Origin of the sequence: Desulfomarina profundi, assembly GCF_019703855.1 — a bacterium.
GTDB classification, from domain to species: domain Bacteria; phylum Desulfobacterota; class Desulfobulbia; order Desulfobulbales; family Desulfocapsaceae; genus Desulfomarina; species Desulfomarina profundi.
Genome location: NZ_AP024086.1, coordinates 3,482,077 through 3,498,272, shown reverse-complemented (window position 1 = coordinate 3,498,272; position 16,196 = coordinate 3,482,077). Strand labels below are relative to the sequence as shown.

Genomic DNA, 16,196 nt, shown 5'->3' with positions numbered 1-16,196 from the left:
AAGTTATTTTTTTGTGAGGAGTGAGGAGTGAGGAGTGAGGAGTGAGGAGTGAGGAGTGAGGAGTGAGGAGTGAGGAGTGAGGAGTGAGGAGTGAGGAGTGAGGAGTGAGGGGTGAGGAGTGAGGAATTTCAGTTGGATTTATAGAAAAACGGAGAAACAATGGGAAAGGACACTTTCAGCATAACAACAGAGAAGTCCTGGTTCAGTCGTATCGGCAATGCGTTTAAGGGTATCCTGGCAGGCATATTGATGGTTTTGCTTTCCCTTGGTCTGCTCTTCTGGAACGAGGGAAGGGCTGTGGAGCGCTATAAAACCCTGGTAGAAGGTGGCGGAAAGGTTCTTTCTATTGACAGGGATCATGTTAGTCCTGAAAATGACGGAAAACTTGTCCATATAAGTGGAAAACCTGAAACTGAAGAGGTTTTAACTGATCCTGACTTCGGCGTTTCCGCTTCGGCAATTAAGCTGATTCGTCATGTGGAGATGTACCAGTGGCAGGAATCGCGCAGGACAAAAAAGAAAAAGAAACTTGGCGGAGGTGAGGAGACCGTAACCACCTACAGTTATAGTCAGGAATGGTCCGGACGGCTTATTGATTCAAGGGGATTTCAGCAGCAAAACGGCCATGAAAATCCAGAGACAATGGTTTACAGGCCAAAAACAGTAATGGCTTCTCATGTTCGTCTCGGTGCATTTACCCTGCCGCAATCACTCCTCACAAGACTGGGAAACAAGGTACCTTTCACCGTGCCTGCGGATGCAGAACCCAAGGGTACTGCTGCCGGGAGTATAAGGCAAGGAAACGGATTTTATCTGGGCGGTGATCCTTCTCATCCTGAAATTGGTGATATGAGGATCAGTTTCTCTGTTGTCTTACCTACGGAAATAAGTATTGTGGCACGCCAGACTGGTTCAACCTTCAAGCCTTATCATACTGTAGCGGGTGGCAATATAGAATTGCTTGAGACCGGTATACATACGGCAGATTCAATGTTTTCAAAGGCCAGGCAATCCAACACCATTTTGACCTGGATGCTCCGTTTTGCCGGTTTTTTCCTGATGACGGTTGGCTTGAGCATGATCCTTTCCCCCCTTGTTGTTCTTGCTGATGTCGTACCGATGATCGGTTCGATTATCGGAGCTGGAACGACTGTTATAGCGGCACTTTTTTCCGCTGTGTTGTCCTGTGTAACTATTGGTATTGCATGGCTCTTTTACAGGCCGATGCTCGGTTTTACTGTTCTCGGTGCTGCCTTTCTGATTGGTGTGCTGCTCTTCAGGAGGATCAGGGGGAGTGAGCCGGTTATGCCTCCACCTGTGCCCCCGGAGGAACCACCACCCGTACCCTGATGTTTTAATCTGTCCCGAAAAACAGATATATTTCATACCCTCCAGGTTTTCTATGCAGAATCCAGAATATCTCCAACTGTTCTGGTCAATGTTTCCTGGTTTATTGGTTTCATGAGAAAGGTTTTTATGCCTATTTCACGAGCTTTTTCCTCGGAAATCTGTTCGCTGAATCCGGTGCAGAGGATAATGGGGATGTCTTCTCTTATGGCGAGTATTTTGCGGGACAGGTTATCTCCGGTCATTTTGGGCATGGTCATGTCCGTGATCACCAGGTCAAAAGCTTTTGGGGTTGCCCGGAATTTTTCAAGTGCTTCCATGCTGCTGGTAAATCCTGACACCCTGTATCCCAGCCTCTCTAAAAATGTTTCAGCTATTTCCACAAGGCTGTTTTCGTCATCGATGAACAAAATATGTTCAGTCCCCCGCCTCAGTGGGCCGGAAACGGGGGAGACAGATAATATCTCATGATCTATTACGGGCAGGAAGATATTGAAGGTTGAACCGCAATGCAATTCACTTGCTAATGTAATTATTCCTTGGCAGTTTTTGACAATTCCATGGACGACAGACAGCCCCAGACCTGTGCCGCTTTCCTTGCTTCGCGTTGTGAAAAATGGATCAAATATTCTGTTTTTAATTTCCGGTGCGATTCCGCTGCCCGTGTCTTTAACGGTGAGCTGGAGATAGCGCGTCTTTTTCATTTCCGGGTATTTGGCGAGAAGGGTTTCATCGGCTGTTGTCTCGGTCAGGGTTATGCTTAAAATTCCACCGTTGGGCATGGCTTTTCCGGCATTGGTACAGAGATTCATTATAATTTGATGAATCTGGGTCGGATCACCAAGTATCAGGCTGTCTGAGCTGATTTGTTTTCTTATCTCGATGGAGGCGGGCAGTGAGGCACGAAGGAGTTTGAGGGCTTCGTTGACAACGAGTGAAACCTGAACAGGCTGGAGTTCTTCTTTGGATTCCCTTGCAAATGTAAGGATCTGTTGGACAAGAGATCTGGCCCGATTTCCTGCATCCAGTACTTTTTTGAGGTGATTTTCAGCTTGTGAGTTTTCAGGAAGATGCAGGAGAGTGAGTTCGGAGTAACCAAGAATTGCTGAAAGAATGTTGTTGAAATCATGGGCGATTCCTCCGGCAAGTGTGCCGATTGCCTCGAGTTTCAGCGATTGTGACAGTTTCTCTTCCATCGCTTTTCTTTCGGTAAGGTCACGCATTGCCGCCATCCTGATATTTTCACCCTCAAATTTCATTTCCCGTACTCGGATTTCCATGGGGAAAAGTGATCCGTTTTTGTGTCTTCCCTTGACTTCATAAGGATTAATATCATTATTTTTTACCTTCTCCTGCACGAGCTCAAGGCATTCTGCCGGGAAGATTAAATCCATTATCTGTTTATTGATTAATTCTTGGCGTGTATAACCGAAAAGATCGAAAAAGACTTCATTTGCCTGGAGCAGCAGCCCGTCTTTATGGATGGATATTGCTTCCCATCCGGCATCAGCCAGTTGACGAAAGCGTTCTTCACTGAGCCGAAGAGCTTCTTCAGCCATCATTCGTTTTCGTATGTTGAATACAAGTATTACGATGGTGAAGAGGAGCAGGGCGATTGAGATAATGATAATTTGAATTTGAGGTCTGTAGTCATCATAAAACGAGTGAGGTTTGTTGATGATGATGGTTTCCGGCGGCAGCCTGGATTCGTTCAGGTTGAATCGTTTGAGCTGCTCATAATTGAAAATGGTTTTATTACTGCCCTTCTCAATGACCGGTATATTCTGTGCTCTCAAACCTGAGAGAATTTTTCTGCCGATACCGGCCATTGCTCTTCCCTGGTAATAACCGCTGATGACCTTTCCCCGATAACACCTTTTCCGATATTGAACTGAAGCAGACAATAGATGGGAACCCTGCTGGATTTTGAAAGCATTTCTCCAATACGTTCGTAGGTAAAATAGCGCCCGTTTCTGTCAGAAAAATAGCTGCCCAGCAGGACGAGTGTGTCGTTTTTCAGCCCGGCTATTGTATTCATAAGGGAACTGATAGGCAGATTGTCCGCATATTCAATCGTAATATCGGGAGAAATATGTCGTAATTGTCTGGAGATATCGTGAGTCCAGGCTCGACCTGTTACCAGGTAATCGTTAATGACAAAAAACCTGGACACCTTCGGGTGAAGCCGAAGGGCCATTTCAACGGTTTCACGGGCAGAGACGATTTCCGCAACGCCGGTAAAATCGTCTCTGTCTGCTATCTGTTCGTAATTGTAACCGTTCACACCGCAAAATGAGACTGGGACTCCAGGAAAGAGAGTATCCCGGTGTTTACGCAGAAAATTATAACTGTTGTTGTCAGATGATAAAATAAGAGAAAAATCAGTATTTTTATATTTTATTTTCAGATAGTTATAGAAAATATCATAGTATTCTCGAGAATGGTATCTTTTCGAATCCATGTTTTCCACATGAAGAGAGAGACCATTTTTTTCAGGCTGAAGAATGTCTTCCACTCCCCGCACAATATCTTTTACCCAGGTCATTCTCTGGTGATAGGAATTGAGCAGCAGGATATGTTTTATTTTCAGCTGGTTCTGTACAGGTACAGAGACGGTTTTGTCAGACTGTGCTGCCGCGTGACTCAGGAAAAGACAAAGGAGAGGTGTCAGCATGGAAAAAAGAATGGATCCGGATCCGTATCGCATTTCGGAGGCCTTCGGGCAGACACTGATGGTTATGTTTTTTTGTTAAGATCCATTAAAGGTTATCAGAAATAAAACTATATTACAATGTGGCCCAAGGGTTTTGGGCGAAAAAATGTTACATTTCGATAACTTGAAAAAAGAGCCCACATAAAGTGTTTTTTCCGAGAAAAAATTTTACATCTGTAGCTTGTTTGTGATAAACCCAAATTAGAGAGGAAATTGAGTAACTGTTCCGGAAAAAGCCTGTTTTTTTCTGTATGAACAGCCCAGGCAGAAATTCAGTGACTGGAGGAGTGCGTTTTATGAAAGTGAGGACAAAAATTATACTTGTCACCGGCAGTCTGGCGTTAATCATCCTTGGTATGTTTCTTGTCACCTGGTGGGTGACCAACAACCAGAAGAATGATGGGGCTATTATAAATATGGCCGGTCGACAGCGAATGCTCAGCCAGAAAATGACCAGGGAGCTTCTGGAAGGAGTGAGTGCTGATGATGGAATCGAACGGGAGAAGGCATTCAATGCCTCTGCCAATTCCATGCGTGTTTTCAATACAACCCTCAACAGTCTCATGCAGGGGGGGAGATCCCCCTGTCTCTGGCGTTGGATAACAAGAAAAGTTTTTCCTGCCCCCCCGTGCAGGGTGAGGCATTGCAGCTTCTTCAGAATGTTCAACCTCTTTGGAAGGAGTACAGGGGAAAAATGGAGAGGGTGATTGCGGGTGCTCCGTCGGCAAAGGATGAACTTCACTGGATAGAGGAGCATTCCAATAATCTCCTTGTCGCTATGAATAAGGCAGTAGTCCAGATGCAGAAAGATGCCGAATCATCAGTGTCTCTGCTTCTTGCTTTGCAGCTGGCCGGGCTCGGCATTGGTATCTTTTTTTCAATTATTGGTGTTATTGTCATCCAGAAGGTCATAGGCAGATTGAATCAGATTACCGAATTCGCCCAGGTAATCGGGAATGGTGACCTGAGTCGAAAATCTGGTATTTCAGGTGAGGATGAGATAGGACAGATTGGGCATTACCTGGATGACATGAGTGGAAATTTAAACGAAATGTTTGGAGAGGTATCTCAAAATTCACAAAAACTGAGTGATCTCTCCACTTCACTCGGTAATATCGCTGTTGAAATGCAGGAAAGGGCGAAGGCCACTTCATCAATTTCCATTGATGTGGCCCAGGCGGCTGAACAGATGAGTTCCAATATGAATACCGTGGCTGCGGCAACGGAAGAAGCCTCCACTAATATTGCCCTGGTCTCCACGGCAACCGATGAGATGACTTCAACCATAACTGAAATTGTGAATAATACGGAGCAGGCCCAGACCATTTCAGGAGAGGCTGTGGCAGAGGCAAATTCTGCTTCTGAAAAAGTTGACGAGCTGGGTTTGGCCGCTACTGAAATCGGCAAGGTCACAGAGACCATTACCGAGATTTCTGAGCAGACCAATCTCCTTGCTCTCAATGCAACCATTGAGGCCGCACGGGCAGGAGAGGCCGGAAAAGGTTTTGCTGTTGTGGCAAATGAGATCAAGGATCTCGCAAAACAGACAGCAGACGCTACCCATGAAATCAAATCCCGTATCGAAGGTATTCAGAATTCCACTGCCGGCACCGTGACCCAGATTCAGCAGATCACCAAAATCATAAACGAGGTGAACTCCATTGTCTCCACCATTACAACTTCTGTTGAGGAGCAGTCTGCAACCACGATGGAAATAGCAGACAATATTTCCCAGGCCTCCCTGGGAATTCAGGAGGTTACTGAAAACGTTGCCCAACTGTCAACCGTATCCAGTGAGGTGGCAGGTGACATGAACGAGGTTTCAGAGCACAGTCAGGCCACATCCAATTCCGCGGACAAGGTCAAGGATAATGGGGAAGATATACAGAATCTGGCTGAAAATCTGGAGCAAATGGTTTCAAAAATTACTCTGTAGATAGTTGGACAGGTTCCTGGAGAGATTTTACAAAAATCTTGGAGTTACGCTGGTAGTTATATAATTTTTTCCGGCTTGCCGGCATCCTGTCCAGGCTGGTTTCAACAAATCCCTGTTCAAGAAACCAGTGGGCGGTCCTGGTGGTCAGCGAAAAAATCTGTTTCAGGCCATGTTGCCTCGCCTTCTTTTCAATATGGTCGAGCAGTTGTTTTGCTCGACCATCCTTTTGATATTCTTTCATGACTGCAACACATGCCAGTTCTCCAGCTGCTGCATCCTGGATCGGGTAAAGGGCTGCGCAACCAATAATCATATTATCCTTTTCCATGACGGTGAAATATCCTATCTCCTTCTCCAGAAGCTCACGGGAACGTTTTACCAGGATTCCTTTTTTTTCCAGGGGAGAAATAAGATTCATGATACCGACAACATCATTGGTCTCTGCTGCTCTGATGGATTCATAGTGATCACCGTAAACCATCGTCCCGTTGCCGTCCCGGGTAAACAGTTCCTTGAGCAGGGTACCGTCTTCCATGGATGAAATGATATGGGCCCTGGGGATACCTCGTCGGCAGGCAGCCAGGCAGGCACGCAGGGAAAAATAGGAGCTCGCGGGTGCGTGGTCGTGTTGGTCATGGAGAAATGTTTCACACTGTTCAATTGTCAACTGACGGTAGAGACTGTTATTTTTATCGTGGATGGGGCCGTCGTCATTGAAAATAAGAATTTTATCAGCTTGAATGGTGGCAGCTACACTGATTCCGACATCGGCGAAAGAGAGGTTGAAGACTTCCCCGGTGACCGAGTATCCCAGGGGAGAGAGAAGAGGTAGTCCGCCACCTGCGACAATTTCCAGAATGGCATCAGTATCGACACTGCGCACTTTTCCGGTCATCTGATGATCGATGCCGTTGATTACACCCTGTGGTTTCGCGGTTATGAAATTACCGCTGCGAAGCTTTATTTTTGCTCCGGACATGGGAGAATCCGGCAGGCCACTGGAAAAAAGAGCCTCCAGCTGGAAGCGTGTGGACCCGATCGCCTTGAGAACGGCTTCCAGGTGGTTTCTTTCCGTGATTCTTGACCCTTCATGAAAACGGGATCGGATGTTATCCTTCGACAGTTCCTTTTCGATCTGTATTCTTGCCCCGTGAACGATGACAAGGCGTATACCGAGGGAGTGCAGGGTCGCGATATCCCAGATAATATTGGGAAAGTTCTGCTGTTCAATGCAGTCTCCCGGGATCATGATGACAAAGGTCTTTCCCCGGTGAAGATGAATATAGGGAGACACATGGCGGAACCATTTCAAAAAATTATTGTTGTAGCTGTTCATGAAAAAGGTCAATGTAAAAGAAGATTATGTTCATTTGTGAACTGACACAACCTGGTGTCTGTCCATAAATGGTCTTTTTGCCCGATTTCTGCGTCGCTACGAAAAATAAAAATGCTCACATATGCCTAATATGCTGCGCTTTTTATTTTTCTATGCTCCTTGAACTCGAACAAAAAATTTCATTTCTGAACAGACACAACCTAGCTTTTTTCCGGGTTCTTTTCAATCATATTTCATTTTTGTGAGTAGAGTTAACGGATGGAAAGGAAAATAGAACTCATTGACACCCATTGTCATCTCAATCATTCCCTTCTTGCTTCGGACCTTGATGGAATTCTCTCTCGCAGCAGGAAAGCCGGGGTCACCGATTTTGTTATTCCCGGTTACAGTTATGACAGCTGGCAGGAAATACTCTCTTTATGCCGTGAAAAATCATATCTTCATCCAGCCTTGGGATTGCATCCTCTTTTCCCCTGTAAGCTTGACGCTCTGGAGGTGTTGCGAAGTCTCTGTGAGAACGAAAATGTGGTAGCCGTGGGGGAGATCGGTCTTGATTTCCAGTCTGGGCACAGAGATGTGCAGAAACAGCAGGAATTGTTCAGGGGCAGCTTGATATTGCAAAGGTCTTGCACCTGCCGATCCTGCTCCATGTGAGAAAGGCCCATGATCAGGTGCTGGCAGTGTTGCGTCAGTCGCACTTCAGTTATGGTGGTATTGTCCATGCTTTCAATGGCAGCAGACAACAGGCGGATATTTACGTGCGATTGGGATTCGTGTTGGGCTACGGGACCATGGTGACATGGGAGAGGGCGAAAAAAATCAGGAAACTGGCAGCTGAATTGCCCCTGGAGGCAATTGTTCTTGAAACTGATGCCCCCGATATGGTGGGTCCTGTCGCTCAAAAAAATTTACCTAACAGCCCAGAATACTTACCGAATGTTCTGGAGGCACTGTCTTTGATACGGCGGGAGTCCATGGAGGAAATTGCCAGGCAGACCAGCGCGAATGCAAAAAAGATTCTAAACCTGCAGACAGCGGGGTGACAGGATGGCACCCCGCTGTTGAAAAATTACTCCACTTCCTGAAGGATAACAAATTTCAGTGCATGGGTGGTACATTTGGTAACGCAGGCTGGCTTCAAACCTGCATCTACGCGATCCATGCAGTAATCACATTTTATCGCTTTTTTGGTATCCGGGTTCATCTGTGGAATTGTCCACGGACAGGCTCCGGCACAGGCCATGCAGCCTATGCATTTCTCCTGGTCGATATAGACAATACCATCCTCCCGCTTGATCATGGCATCCGTCGGACAGATTGGAACACAGAACGGTTCTTCGCAGTGATAGCAGGAACGGAAAAAGAATTCCGTTTTTGAAACGCTTTTCACCGTGACCATCTCGGAGTGATCAATTTCACAGAGCTGAGGTCCTACCGGAAGATTTTTGTTGGCCTTGCAGTGGATTTCGCAACCGTGGCAGCCTATACATCGTTTTCCGTTGAGGTAGATCATATATTTGTTCATAACTCAACCCTCCTCTTGGCACTTCTGACACTGCGACGGACGACAACAAAAACCTCGCAGAGGTTAATGGCACCACCAGCCTGATCCCAGTCATCCAGCTTGTTATCCATCAGCTTCTGATCGCTGATTCCTGCATGGCAGGCCCTGGTCTGGAGTGGAATCTCCCGACCGAAGCCGTGCAGGGTATAGACAGCTTCCGGATGGATGTATTCCACCACGCGTGCCGGAACTGTTCCACTGTAGGTTTCATTCTCGGAAACGACATCAACCAGGTCACCATCGGCAATACCAAGCTTCTTGGCTGCCTTCACATTAATCCACAGGCTGTTTTCAGGCATCAGCTCGTTGAGAAGCGGATTGTTGATGGTATGACCGTGGGTATGAACCGCAGTACGGCCATAAACCAGTCTGAACATACCTTTCGGTGGTCTGATGGGTGATTCATATTCCTTCAGAGAAGGCAGGCCGGCGTCATCGAGTTTTTTACTGATGATTTCAATTTTGCCCGAAGGAGTTTTGAACTGGCCGTCGAGGTTTTTCGGATCGTACATGATCACCTTGTCGGTGAGAGGTATAAATCCCTTTTCATCAAAATCTTCCAGTTTGAATCCTGTGGGCTCAAGCTGCCACTTCCAGAAATCTTCGATGGTATCAAACGGAAAGAAATCCTTCATATCCAGGCGGTCTGCCAGATCCTTGAAGATCTGCCAGGATGGCTTGGTATCATTTTCAAGTTCTATCGCTTTCTGTCTTCTGCCGAACCGGGGCTTGGGCCCTTTCTGGACACAGATGCCGTTATCCCTTTCCAGGTAAGTGGATTCCGGCAGGATAACGTCGGAATACCAGCCGAATTCACTGTAGTGGGCGTCGATGGATACGAGCAGGTCGCATTTATCAAAATACTTTTCCTGCTTCTGGGGCTCGGGCATGCATGAGAACGGGTCATGACGCATGGCTATCCAGGCCTTGATCGGATAGGGATCTTCACTTTCCATGGTGGGAAAGAAGAGATGGGCGAGTCCGGGTCCCTTGTCGAAATGGTTGTATTTCCAGCCTACACCATCACCACGTTTGATATCAGGTTTGGGAAAGTCAATATTTCTGATGGATGGAACTCCACAGTCACCTGGTCCCTTGGGAATAATGAGGCCGCCTTTCTGCTCAATGCTGCCCATGAGGACGTTCAGGATATGCAGGGCTCTTGCGGCATAAAAGGAGTCCTTGTACCTGGAGTAGTTCCAGCCCGGATGGAAGATGACTTTCGGCATATCTTCCTGCAGCTCATCCACAAAGTTCTTGATGGCCTTTTCCCGTACTCCGCATTCCTTGGCCGCCCATGCGGGTGTGTACTGTTCTACAAAATAACAGAGCTGGTCAAAACCTGTAACATATCGTTCAATAAATTCCGCATCATAGGCTTCTCTGCGGATTATTTCATGAATCATGCCCAGCGCCAGAGCGTAATCAGTTCCGGGACGCACCTGGAAAAAACGGGTTGCTTTCAGTCCGGTCATTGTCTGGCGAACGTCAACGTAGGTCAGCTTGCCTCCGTTGTCGAGCATGTCAAGAGTCTGCAGGTTTTCGGCAATGCGCAGGGAAGAAAACATATTGCGGCCGAAAAGAATCAGGTGTTTGGCATTTTTGATATCGTAAACAAACCCTTTCCTGCCTACTCCGTTGATAGAGAGGCTGGAGTGGTGGGTGTTTCGTCCACAGGTATTGTCATGGTTGGTGTAATTCGGGGAGCCGAACCTGTGAATAAATGCCTTGTACAGGGATTGCCACGGACCGCCCCTGGAACTGAGGACAACGGATTCGGGTCCATATTCACTTTTGATTTTTTTCAGCTTGTCCGTAATATAGTCATAGGCTGTCGGCCAGCTGACCTCTTTCCAGCGGCCGGAGCCTCTGGCACCGTCACGAATAAGTGGCTGCTGGGGTCGTTCCTTGTCGGCAACCAGCGCCGGACCCGCAGAACCTTTAGCGCAGAGAGCACCACCTAAGAGATGCTGATTCCCTTCGATCCAGGTTACCTTGTTGTTTTCTGTTTCCACCCTGATGGGACAGCGTACGGTGCACATCCCGCAGATGGAGTAAACAGATTTTTTCATCATCATACCTCCAAAATCAGGAACATCTTTCGATGCCCGATTGATCAAGTGGGCTTCCCTTTTTTTTTCCGGGCAGTTCAATTCTTTTTTTTTCCTGTCCCTTCTGTGAAGCCCTGTAACGTTTTTTCATCCAGTTTTTGATATAGAGACCAATGTTGAGGAGAACAACGGTTGTGAGAAACCAGAAAACTGCTCCGATCACAACAGGGTTTTCCTGGCCGAACCTGAAAATGTAATCTCTGCCGAACAGTTCCAGAAGTCTTTTGCTCCTGTACGATTCGTTGATATATGAAGCCATGGATATAACGGGCAGGTAAAACGTGATAAAGCTGAGCATCAGGCCCTCGAAAAAATAGTCATAATAGGCCTTGTTGAGTTTGGCCTGATCTATATTTTTTGCAAGTGCCTTTGCCTTTTCCCTGTCCTCACAGCGCATGGCCTCTTCTCGAAGGGAGAGCCAGTATTGAAACTCTTTCTCAAGTTTTATCAGTCGTTTAGTGCGAATATACTTTTTCAGCACCTTTGTTACAGCAACCGTAACAAGTCCAAGGAGAAAAATGACTGCTACCGGCCCGAGAAAATGCAGGTGTTCGAGCAGGAAGTCAAGAGTCATTACCCCCTGGCGGATGAGGGAATAAAGATATTCCCAGGTTTTATCGAAAACTGTTTCCATAATTGTATCCGAAAATTTTTTCTGTAGAAGGTGTTTCCGCAGTTAAAATTTCATTGTTGAGTTGCTGATCCATTGGGTTCAGCCGGACTGTTTAGTCGTCCTGATCCCCTGCAGGAAATAATTACTGCAGGGGAGCTGTTACGGTTCTCCGGATTGATCCGAAACGGTCTATATCCAGTACTCGATCTTCAGGAATCTGAAGAAGAGGAAGAACAGGGTACAGGCCAGGATGATTTTCAGCGCTTTTTCGCTGAAAAGTTTCTGAAAGCGGCTGCCGAGCATACCACCCACAAAACCACCGATGATGATGGCAATGGCGAGAGTAAGATCAGGCAGGTAACCGTTCATCACGTAGCCGATAAAGGAACCGATACTTGAGAAACAGGTACCGATAAGAGAAATAGGAACAGCCACATACATGGGCAGGGCCGCGATGGTGGTCATCATCGGAACGAGCAGAAAACCGCCGCCGATACCGAACGCACGGGAAACAACACCGACAATAATACCGAGGAAAGCGAACAGTGCCGGGTTGATGCGGAACTCTTCACCCCAGAACTTGAAACGGTAATCGAAGATACCGGACTTGACAGGCTCAATGGAACCCATCTCTACAGCGCCACCTTCTTCCTTGGCTTTTTTAACTGCAGCGTTGAATTTCTGTGTCATGGCCTTGATGTTCTTTCTTTTGGCCATGGCCTTGGGAGTCATTTCCATCAGGGTTTTGACAGCCATGAGGACGACGAGAACGCCCAGCCATTCCTTGTATGCTTTCAGGGAGAGATACTGGGTGGCATATTTACCGAGCCAGACAGAACCAATAAAAATACCTGCACCGAAGGACAGTCCCACCGGCCAGGCTACACGTCTTTCAACCACTGCGAAACGGTAGAAACTTCCCAGGGGAGAGAAAAGGGTCAGGGCGATATTGGAGGGACGGAGGACGTTGGCGGCGTTGATACCGACAGGTCCAGCGGTCTGGACAACGAGGGCCTGAAAGGCGCCCATCAGCATACCACCTGCGGCACCGATCATGGAAAAATAGGTTCCCACCAGGATTGCGCCGATAACGACGAAGATCGGGTTCATGTAACGATAAGCTTTGTTCATCCAGAAACCGTTTTTAGTAACATTAAAGGAACCGGATTTGGCGCCGTTTACATAAACGTCAAACTTGGTGTCGGGAGCAGTATGACGGAAGGTGGCAAAGGAAGCGGTGAACTGTCCGGTTGCTTTGTCCAGCTTGATGGTAGTGCCTTTGTCCCAGTAATTGTCGGTCTGGCCGAGAACACTTCTGGCAAAGATGACAACCTTACCTTTTTTGTTTCCTTCCTTGACGACGGTATTGATACCATATTTTTTCTCATGCCCCCATTTGAGCATGTTCCACTGGTCGGCTGTTTTGATCGGGCCAAGCATGGATCTGGCGCCGGCATCAATGGCGTTAAAGTCTTTTTTCAGCTTGAACATGGTGGCGGTGTAGAGTCCGCCGCCTTTTTTAAAGAGAAAAGAGGGGCCACCGAATTTTTTGGTACTGTCTTTTCCGAAAGCTTCCCGGTTGGTGGTCAACATATAGTAAAGCGGCGGAATTGCGGTATCGAGTTTAAAGTTGAATTTCTTGGCGTTTTTCTTGAATTTCTTCTTTTCGTTGATACCGTTTGAATCTTTCGGGGCAAACATCTTCTGCTGGGCTATGGCAATATAGAGCTCTTCGCCCGGGGTGATTGCTCCTTTGATCGTAACGGTGTCCCCAGCTTTGTATTCGCTGGCTGAAATGGTTGTTTCGGCAAAACCGGTGTTAGCGACCAGGAAAAAAATTGCCGCGGTTAAAAGGGTTACAGGCCAGAATGATTTCTTCACTTTTCTCACTCCTTTATAAGGGTTAATAGGATTCCGTAGCTGTTTTCAGCACGGCCGGTTAAATATAAAAAGACTCTGCCGGGCAGAGTTGTAAAAAACAGTGCTACTCATTTGCTGCGAGTATTTTTTCCACTTTCTTTTCCAGTTCCTGCTTGTCTATTGGTTTGACGCAATACTCATTTGCCCCGAAACTCAAGGCATCCCGCGCAGTTTCAACGGTGGGATATCCGGTGAGTATAATGGTCTTGATGGAAGGCTGGAGCCGTTTCAACTCTGCCAGTACCTCAATACCACTCATTTTCTTGAGTTTGATATCCAGAATTGCCAGATCAACATGGTTTTTATCCACATATCTGATCGCATCTTCCTCTTCGGTGAAGGTATGTACCGTATGCCCTTTTCTGGAAAGGATTTTTTGAATGAGGACACATGCGTCGCGGACATCGTCCAGTGTGAGAATTTCAGCCATTTTGATCCTTCAGTTTTTGTATTAATTTTTTTTCATTAATCTCGGGAACAGGGAGCTCAATATGCATGGCAGTCCCCGGTGTGAGTTGACAACTGTTGCTCTTATACATCACGGGGCTTTCAACCCTGATGCTTCCCCTGTGATCCTCAATGATACCGTAGCTGACAGACAGACCCAGACCGGTCCCCTTGCCTACGGACTTGGTGGTAAAAAAAGGATCAAAAATCCGGTTGCTGATTTTTGGATTGATCCCGGTGCCGGTATCCATGACTGAAGCCGTGATAATCCGCTTTTCCCTGTCATACCTGGTTCGAACCGTGAGAACACCACCTTCGTCTTCCATGGCATGCTGGGCATTGTTGATCAGGTTGACAAAGACCTGGCGGAGTTTTTCCTCATCCCCTATTATGACCGGTAGATCCTCGGCAAAACAGCGTTCAACTTCGATGTGGTCCAAATGGAGATTATGTTCTGTTATGGCCAGAACATCGGTCAGAATTTCATTGATGTTTACTTCCCTGGGAGAGGAGCCCGACTGTCTGGAAAACTTGAGAAGATCGGCGACAATTTTTCTGCAAGCCTGACTCTGGCGTTCCACTACTACCAGGTTTTCATACGTTTCACTGTCTTTTGGAAAATCATCCTTCATGAGTTGAGCATAGCCCAGGATAATACCCAGCGGGGTGTTGATTTCATGGGCGACACCTGCAGCCATCTGACCTACGGATGCCATTTTTTCAGTGCTGACCATCTGGGAGTTCATAGTCTTCAGGCGGGTAAGGTCTTTTGCTATACCTTCGCAACCGATAAATTCTCCCTTATCATCAACCAGAGCGGTGGCGGAAAGAAGGGTATAAATAATTGAGCCATCTTTTTTGATCAGTTCCGCCTCAAAGTCTTCCACGAATTTCTGGTTCTGCAGGGTTGCATTGAAGTTTTCCAGGTTATCCTGGTGGGTGAAGAGATGTTTCAGGGAGAAGGAAGGGGGAGGGTCTTCAGCGTAATCAAGCATTTTCAGACCGGCCTGGTTCATGTCAATTATGCGTCCTGTCTTGTCACAGAAAAACACCATGTCTTTTGAGTTGTGAAAAAAATTCCTGAACTTTTCTTCAGAGAGGGCCAGGTCCTGGGTACGACTCTCAACCATTTCTTCTAGGTGCAGGTTCATCTCCCTCATGATTTCTCCAGCTTTTTCCAGGTTTTTGTTGGCCCGTTTGAGACTCTCGGCCTTTTCCTGGATGGCTCTGTAGCTTTCAATACCTTTATGATAGTAGATCGTGACAGCTGACACGGAAATCATAAGCAGGGTGTTCAGACCACCTGAAAATGGAGAGATCATTTTCCAGACCTCTTTCTGATCACTGATCAGCAGAGCCTGTTTGACCATGTGTCCCACGGCCCTGGAGATGGAAAAAATAACCAGAGTGATGCAGAAGTAGTGGAGAAATCCCCAGATAAAATTTTCAGGTTCCCGGCGTATGAGCAGAAAGGTGTAACGCAGGGAGAGAAAAGAGAGGATGATCATCACCTGGGAGCCGATAATATCGGTTATGACGGAGGGAAGCATGTACATTTCCATCAGTCACCATCCTCGTCCAGGGAAGCTCGGTAAAAAGAGCGAAGCGCTATATAGAGAAAAAACATGGCGGGAACTGTCAGCAGGTGATCCAATTTAGCTGTATAGTAGGCAGCTTTTATAAGAGTCAGTGGCCTGTTGACCTTGCTGAACAGATACCCGTCGACAATGGTGAAATCCTTCGGGTGGAGGTACTGAGTGGATTCATGGCCGATGAGGGCAAGGAGATTCCAGAAAATGGTAAGCACGCAGAAGATCCGCAGGTAGGTCCAGCCACGGTTTGAAAAGGCTGAGCGCTGGGTGTCCCAGTACAGATAACCCAGAGCCGCCATATAGAGAATATGGGCCATCTGGTGAACATACATACCCTCCGGCTCACCATGTGTCTGCAGAGCCATGCTCCGCTCCGGAAGAAACAGGCAGACCGCAAGCACGGTGAAAAACAGCAGGGTAGTACTGTAATGGTTTCTGAGTGCTGTCATTGTCAAACTGGTACCCAGGTAAAGTGCAACAAAAATGTTGCAGAAATTCAATGTTTCTCTTTTTTCTCCAGTGTGCCGGATTGAGCATACTCTCCGAGGTGTTATTGGACAGCATGTTCTTGGCAATGGCATCTTTTAAAGCATTTTGTGTGCCAGATAATGCAGAAT

General features: G+C 47.0%; 13 protein-coding genes and 1 pseudogene. 4 read left to right on the top strand and 10 right to left on the bottom strand.

Going from position 1 to position 16,196, the window contains the following annotated elements; genetic code table 11:
• The first annotated feature begins 159 nt into the window (after nucleotides 1-159).
• Nucleotides 160-1,350, top strand: a complete 1,191-nt coding sequence (locus tag LO777_RS16075) for a TMEM43 family protein (protein ID WP_228854867.1) — start codon at nucleotides 160-162, stop codon at nucleotides 1,348-1,350.
• 50 nt (nucleotides 1,351-1,400) lie between these two features.
• Here the strand turns inward: LO777_RS16075 and LO777_RS16070 are convergent, their stop codons facing one another.
• Complete coding sequence (locus LO777_RS16070) at nucleotides 1,401-3,176, bottom strand: hybrid sensor histidine kinase/response regulator (protein WP_228854866.1); 1,776 nt, start codon at nucleotides 3,174-3,176, stop codon at nucleotides 1,401-1,403.
• A complete protein-coding gene (locus LO777_RS16065) occupies nucleotides 3,140-4,054 on the bottom strand; it encodes an ABC transporter substrate-binding protein (protein WP_228854865.1) in 915 nt (304 codons plus the stop codon). The genes LO777_RS16070 and LO777_RS16065 overlap by 37 nt, the downstream gene beginning before the upstream one ends.
• A gap of 302 nt (nucleotides 4,055-4,356) precedes the next feature.
• Between LO777_RS16065 and LO777_RS16060 the strand changes: the two genes are divergently transcribed.
• Nucleotides 4,357-4,767 (top strand): type IV pili methyl-accepting chemotaxis transducer N-terminal domain-containing protein, encoded by a 411-nt coding sequence (locus tag LO777_RS16060; protein WP_228854864.1) that lies wholly within the window; start codon nucleotides 4,357-4,359, stop codon nucleotides 4,765-4,767.
• On the top strand, nucleotides 4,755-5,996 hold the full coding sequence (locus LO777_RS16055) for a methyl-accepting chemotaxis protein (protein WP_228854863.1): 1,242 nt from the start codon (nucleotides 4,755-4,757) through the stop codon (nucleotides 5,994-5,996). The genes LO777_RS16060 and LO777_RS16055 overlap by 13 nt, the downstream gene beginning before the upstream one ends.
• Here LO777_RS16055 and argA read toward each other — a convergent pair.
• Nucleotides 5,986-7,332 (bottom strand): amino-acid N-acetyltransferase, encoded by a 1,347-nt coding sequence (gene argA, locus LO777_RS16050; RefSeq protein WP_228854862.1) that lies wholly within the window; start codon nucleotides 7,330-7,332, stop codon nucleotides 5,986-5,988. The two genes, LO777_RS16055 and argA, sit on opposite strands and share 11 nt — an antisense overlap.
• A gap of 258 nt (nucleotides 7,333-7,590) precedes the next feature.
• Between argA and LO777_RS21215 the strand changes: the two are divergent.
• A pseudogene (locus tag LO777_RS21215) lies at nucleotides 7,591-8,375 on the top strand (TatD family hydrolase).
• Nucleotides 8,376-8,401: 26 nt separating this feature from the next.
• Here LO777_RS21215 and LO777_RS16035 read toward each other — a convergent pair.
• The 7 genes from LO777_RS16035 to LO777_RS16005 form a co-directional block, all read right to left on the bottom strand.
• Complete coding sequence (locus tag LO777_RS16035; RefSeq protein WP_228854859.1) at nucleotides 8,402-8,857, bottom strand: 4Fe-4S dicluster domain-containing protein; 456 nt, start codon at nucleotides 8,855-8,857, stop codon at nucleotides 8,402-8,404.
• Nucleotides 8,854-10,974, bottom strand: a complete 2,121-nt coding sequence (locus tag LO777_RS16030) for a molybdopterin-dependent oxidoreductase (RefSeq protein ID WP_228854858.1) — start codon at nucleotides 10,972-10,974, stop codon at nucleotides 8,854-8,856. The genes LO777_RS16035 and LO777_RS16030 overlap by 4 nt, the downstream gene beginning before the upstream one ends.
• 10 nt (nucleotides 10,975-10,984) lie before the next feature.
• Nucleotides 10,985-11,641, bottom strand: a complete 657-nt coding sequence (locus tag LO777_RS16025) for a hypothetical protein (RefSeq protein ID WP_228854857.1) — start codon at nucleotides 11,639-11,641, stop codon at nucleotides 10,985-10,987.
• 168 nt (nucleotides 11,642-11,809) lie between these two features.
• A complete protein-coding gene (locus LO777_RS16020) occupies nucleotides 11,810-13,501 on the bottom strand; it encodes a sulfite exporter TauE/SafE family protein (RefSeq protein WP_228854856.1) in 1,692 nt (563 codons plus the stop codon).
• Nucleotides 13,502-13,604: 103 nt separating this feature from the next.
• Complete coding sequence (locus LO777_RS16015) at nucleotides 13,605-13,970, bottom strand: response regulator (protein WP_228854855.1); 366 nt, start codon at nucleotides 13,968-13,970, stop codon at nucleotides 13,605-13,607.
• A complete protein-coding gene (locus LO777_RS16010; protein ID WP_228854854.1) occupies nucleotides 13,963-15,549 on the bottom strand; it encodes a two-component system sensor histidine kinase NtrB in 1,587 nt (528 codons plus the stop codon). Before LO777_RS16010 ends, LO777_RS16015 begins: the two co-directional genes overlap by 8 nt.
• Complete coding sequence (locus LO777_RS16005; protein ID WP_228854853.1) at nucleotides 15,549-16,028, bottom strand: hypothetical protein; 480 nt, start codon at nucleotides 16,026-16,028, stop codon at nucleotides 15,549-15,551. Before LO777_RS16005 ends, LO777_RS16010 begins: the two co-directional genes overlap by 1 nt.
• Nucleotides 16,029-16,196: the final 168 nt, after the last annotated feature.

What these genes read in the sequence shown, in the direction of transcription:
- LO777_RS16075 (WP_228854867.1), top strand. Translation starts at nt 160, where the DNA reads ATGGGAAAGGACACTTTCAGCATAACAACAGAGAAGTCCTGGTTCAGT.
- LO777_RS16070 (WP_228854866.1), bottom strand. Translation starts at nt 3,176, where the DNA reads ATGGCCGGTATCGGCAGAAAAATTCTCTCAGGTTTGAGAGCACAGAAT.
- LO777_RS16065 (WP_228854865.1), bottom strand. Translation starts at nt 4,054, where the DNA reads ATGCGATACGGATCCGGATCCATTCTTTTTTCCATGCTGACACCTCTC.
- LO777_RS16060 (WP_228854864.1), top strand. Translation starts at nt 4,357, where the DNA reads ATGAAAGTGAGGACAAAAATTATACTTGTCACCGGCAGTCTGGCGTTA.
- LO777_RS16055 (WP_228854863.1), top strand. Translation starts at nt 4,755, where the DNA reads ATGGAGAGGGTGATTGCGGGTGCTCCGTCGGCAAAGGATGAACTTCAC.
- argA (WP_228854862.1), bottom strand. Translation starts at nt 7,332, where the DNA reads ATGAACAGCTACAACAATAATTTTTTGAAATGGTTCCGCCATGTGTCT.
- LO777_RS16035 (WP_228854859.1), bottom strand. Translation starts at nt 8,857, where the DNA reads ATGAACAAATATATGATCTACCTCAACGGAAAACGATGTATAGGCTGC.
- LO777_RS16030 (WP_228854858.1), bottom strand. Translation starts at nt 10,974, where the DNA reads ATGATGATGAAAAAATCTGTTTACTCCATCTGCGGGATGTGCACCGTA.
- LO777_RS16025 (WP_228854857.1), bottom strand. Translation starts at nt 11,641, where the DNA reads ATGGAAACAGTTTTCGATAAAACCTGGGAATATCTTTATTCCCTCATC.
- LO777_RS16015 (WP_228854855.1), bottom strand. Translation starts at nt 13,970, where the DNA reads ATGGCTGAAATTCTCACACTGGACGATGTCCGCGACGCATGTGTCCTC.
- LO777_RS16010 (WP_228854854.1), bottom strand. Translation starts at nt 15,549, where the DNA reads ATGGAAATGTACATGCTTCCCTCCGTCATAACCGATATTATCGGCTCC.
- LO777_RS16005 (WP_228854853.1), bottom strand. Translation starts at nt 16,028, where the DNA reads ATGACAGCACTCAGAAACCATTACAGTACTACCCTGCTGTTTTTCACC.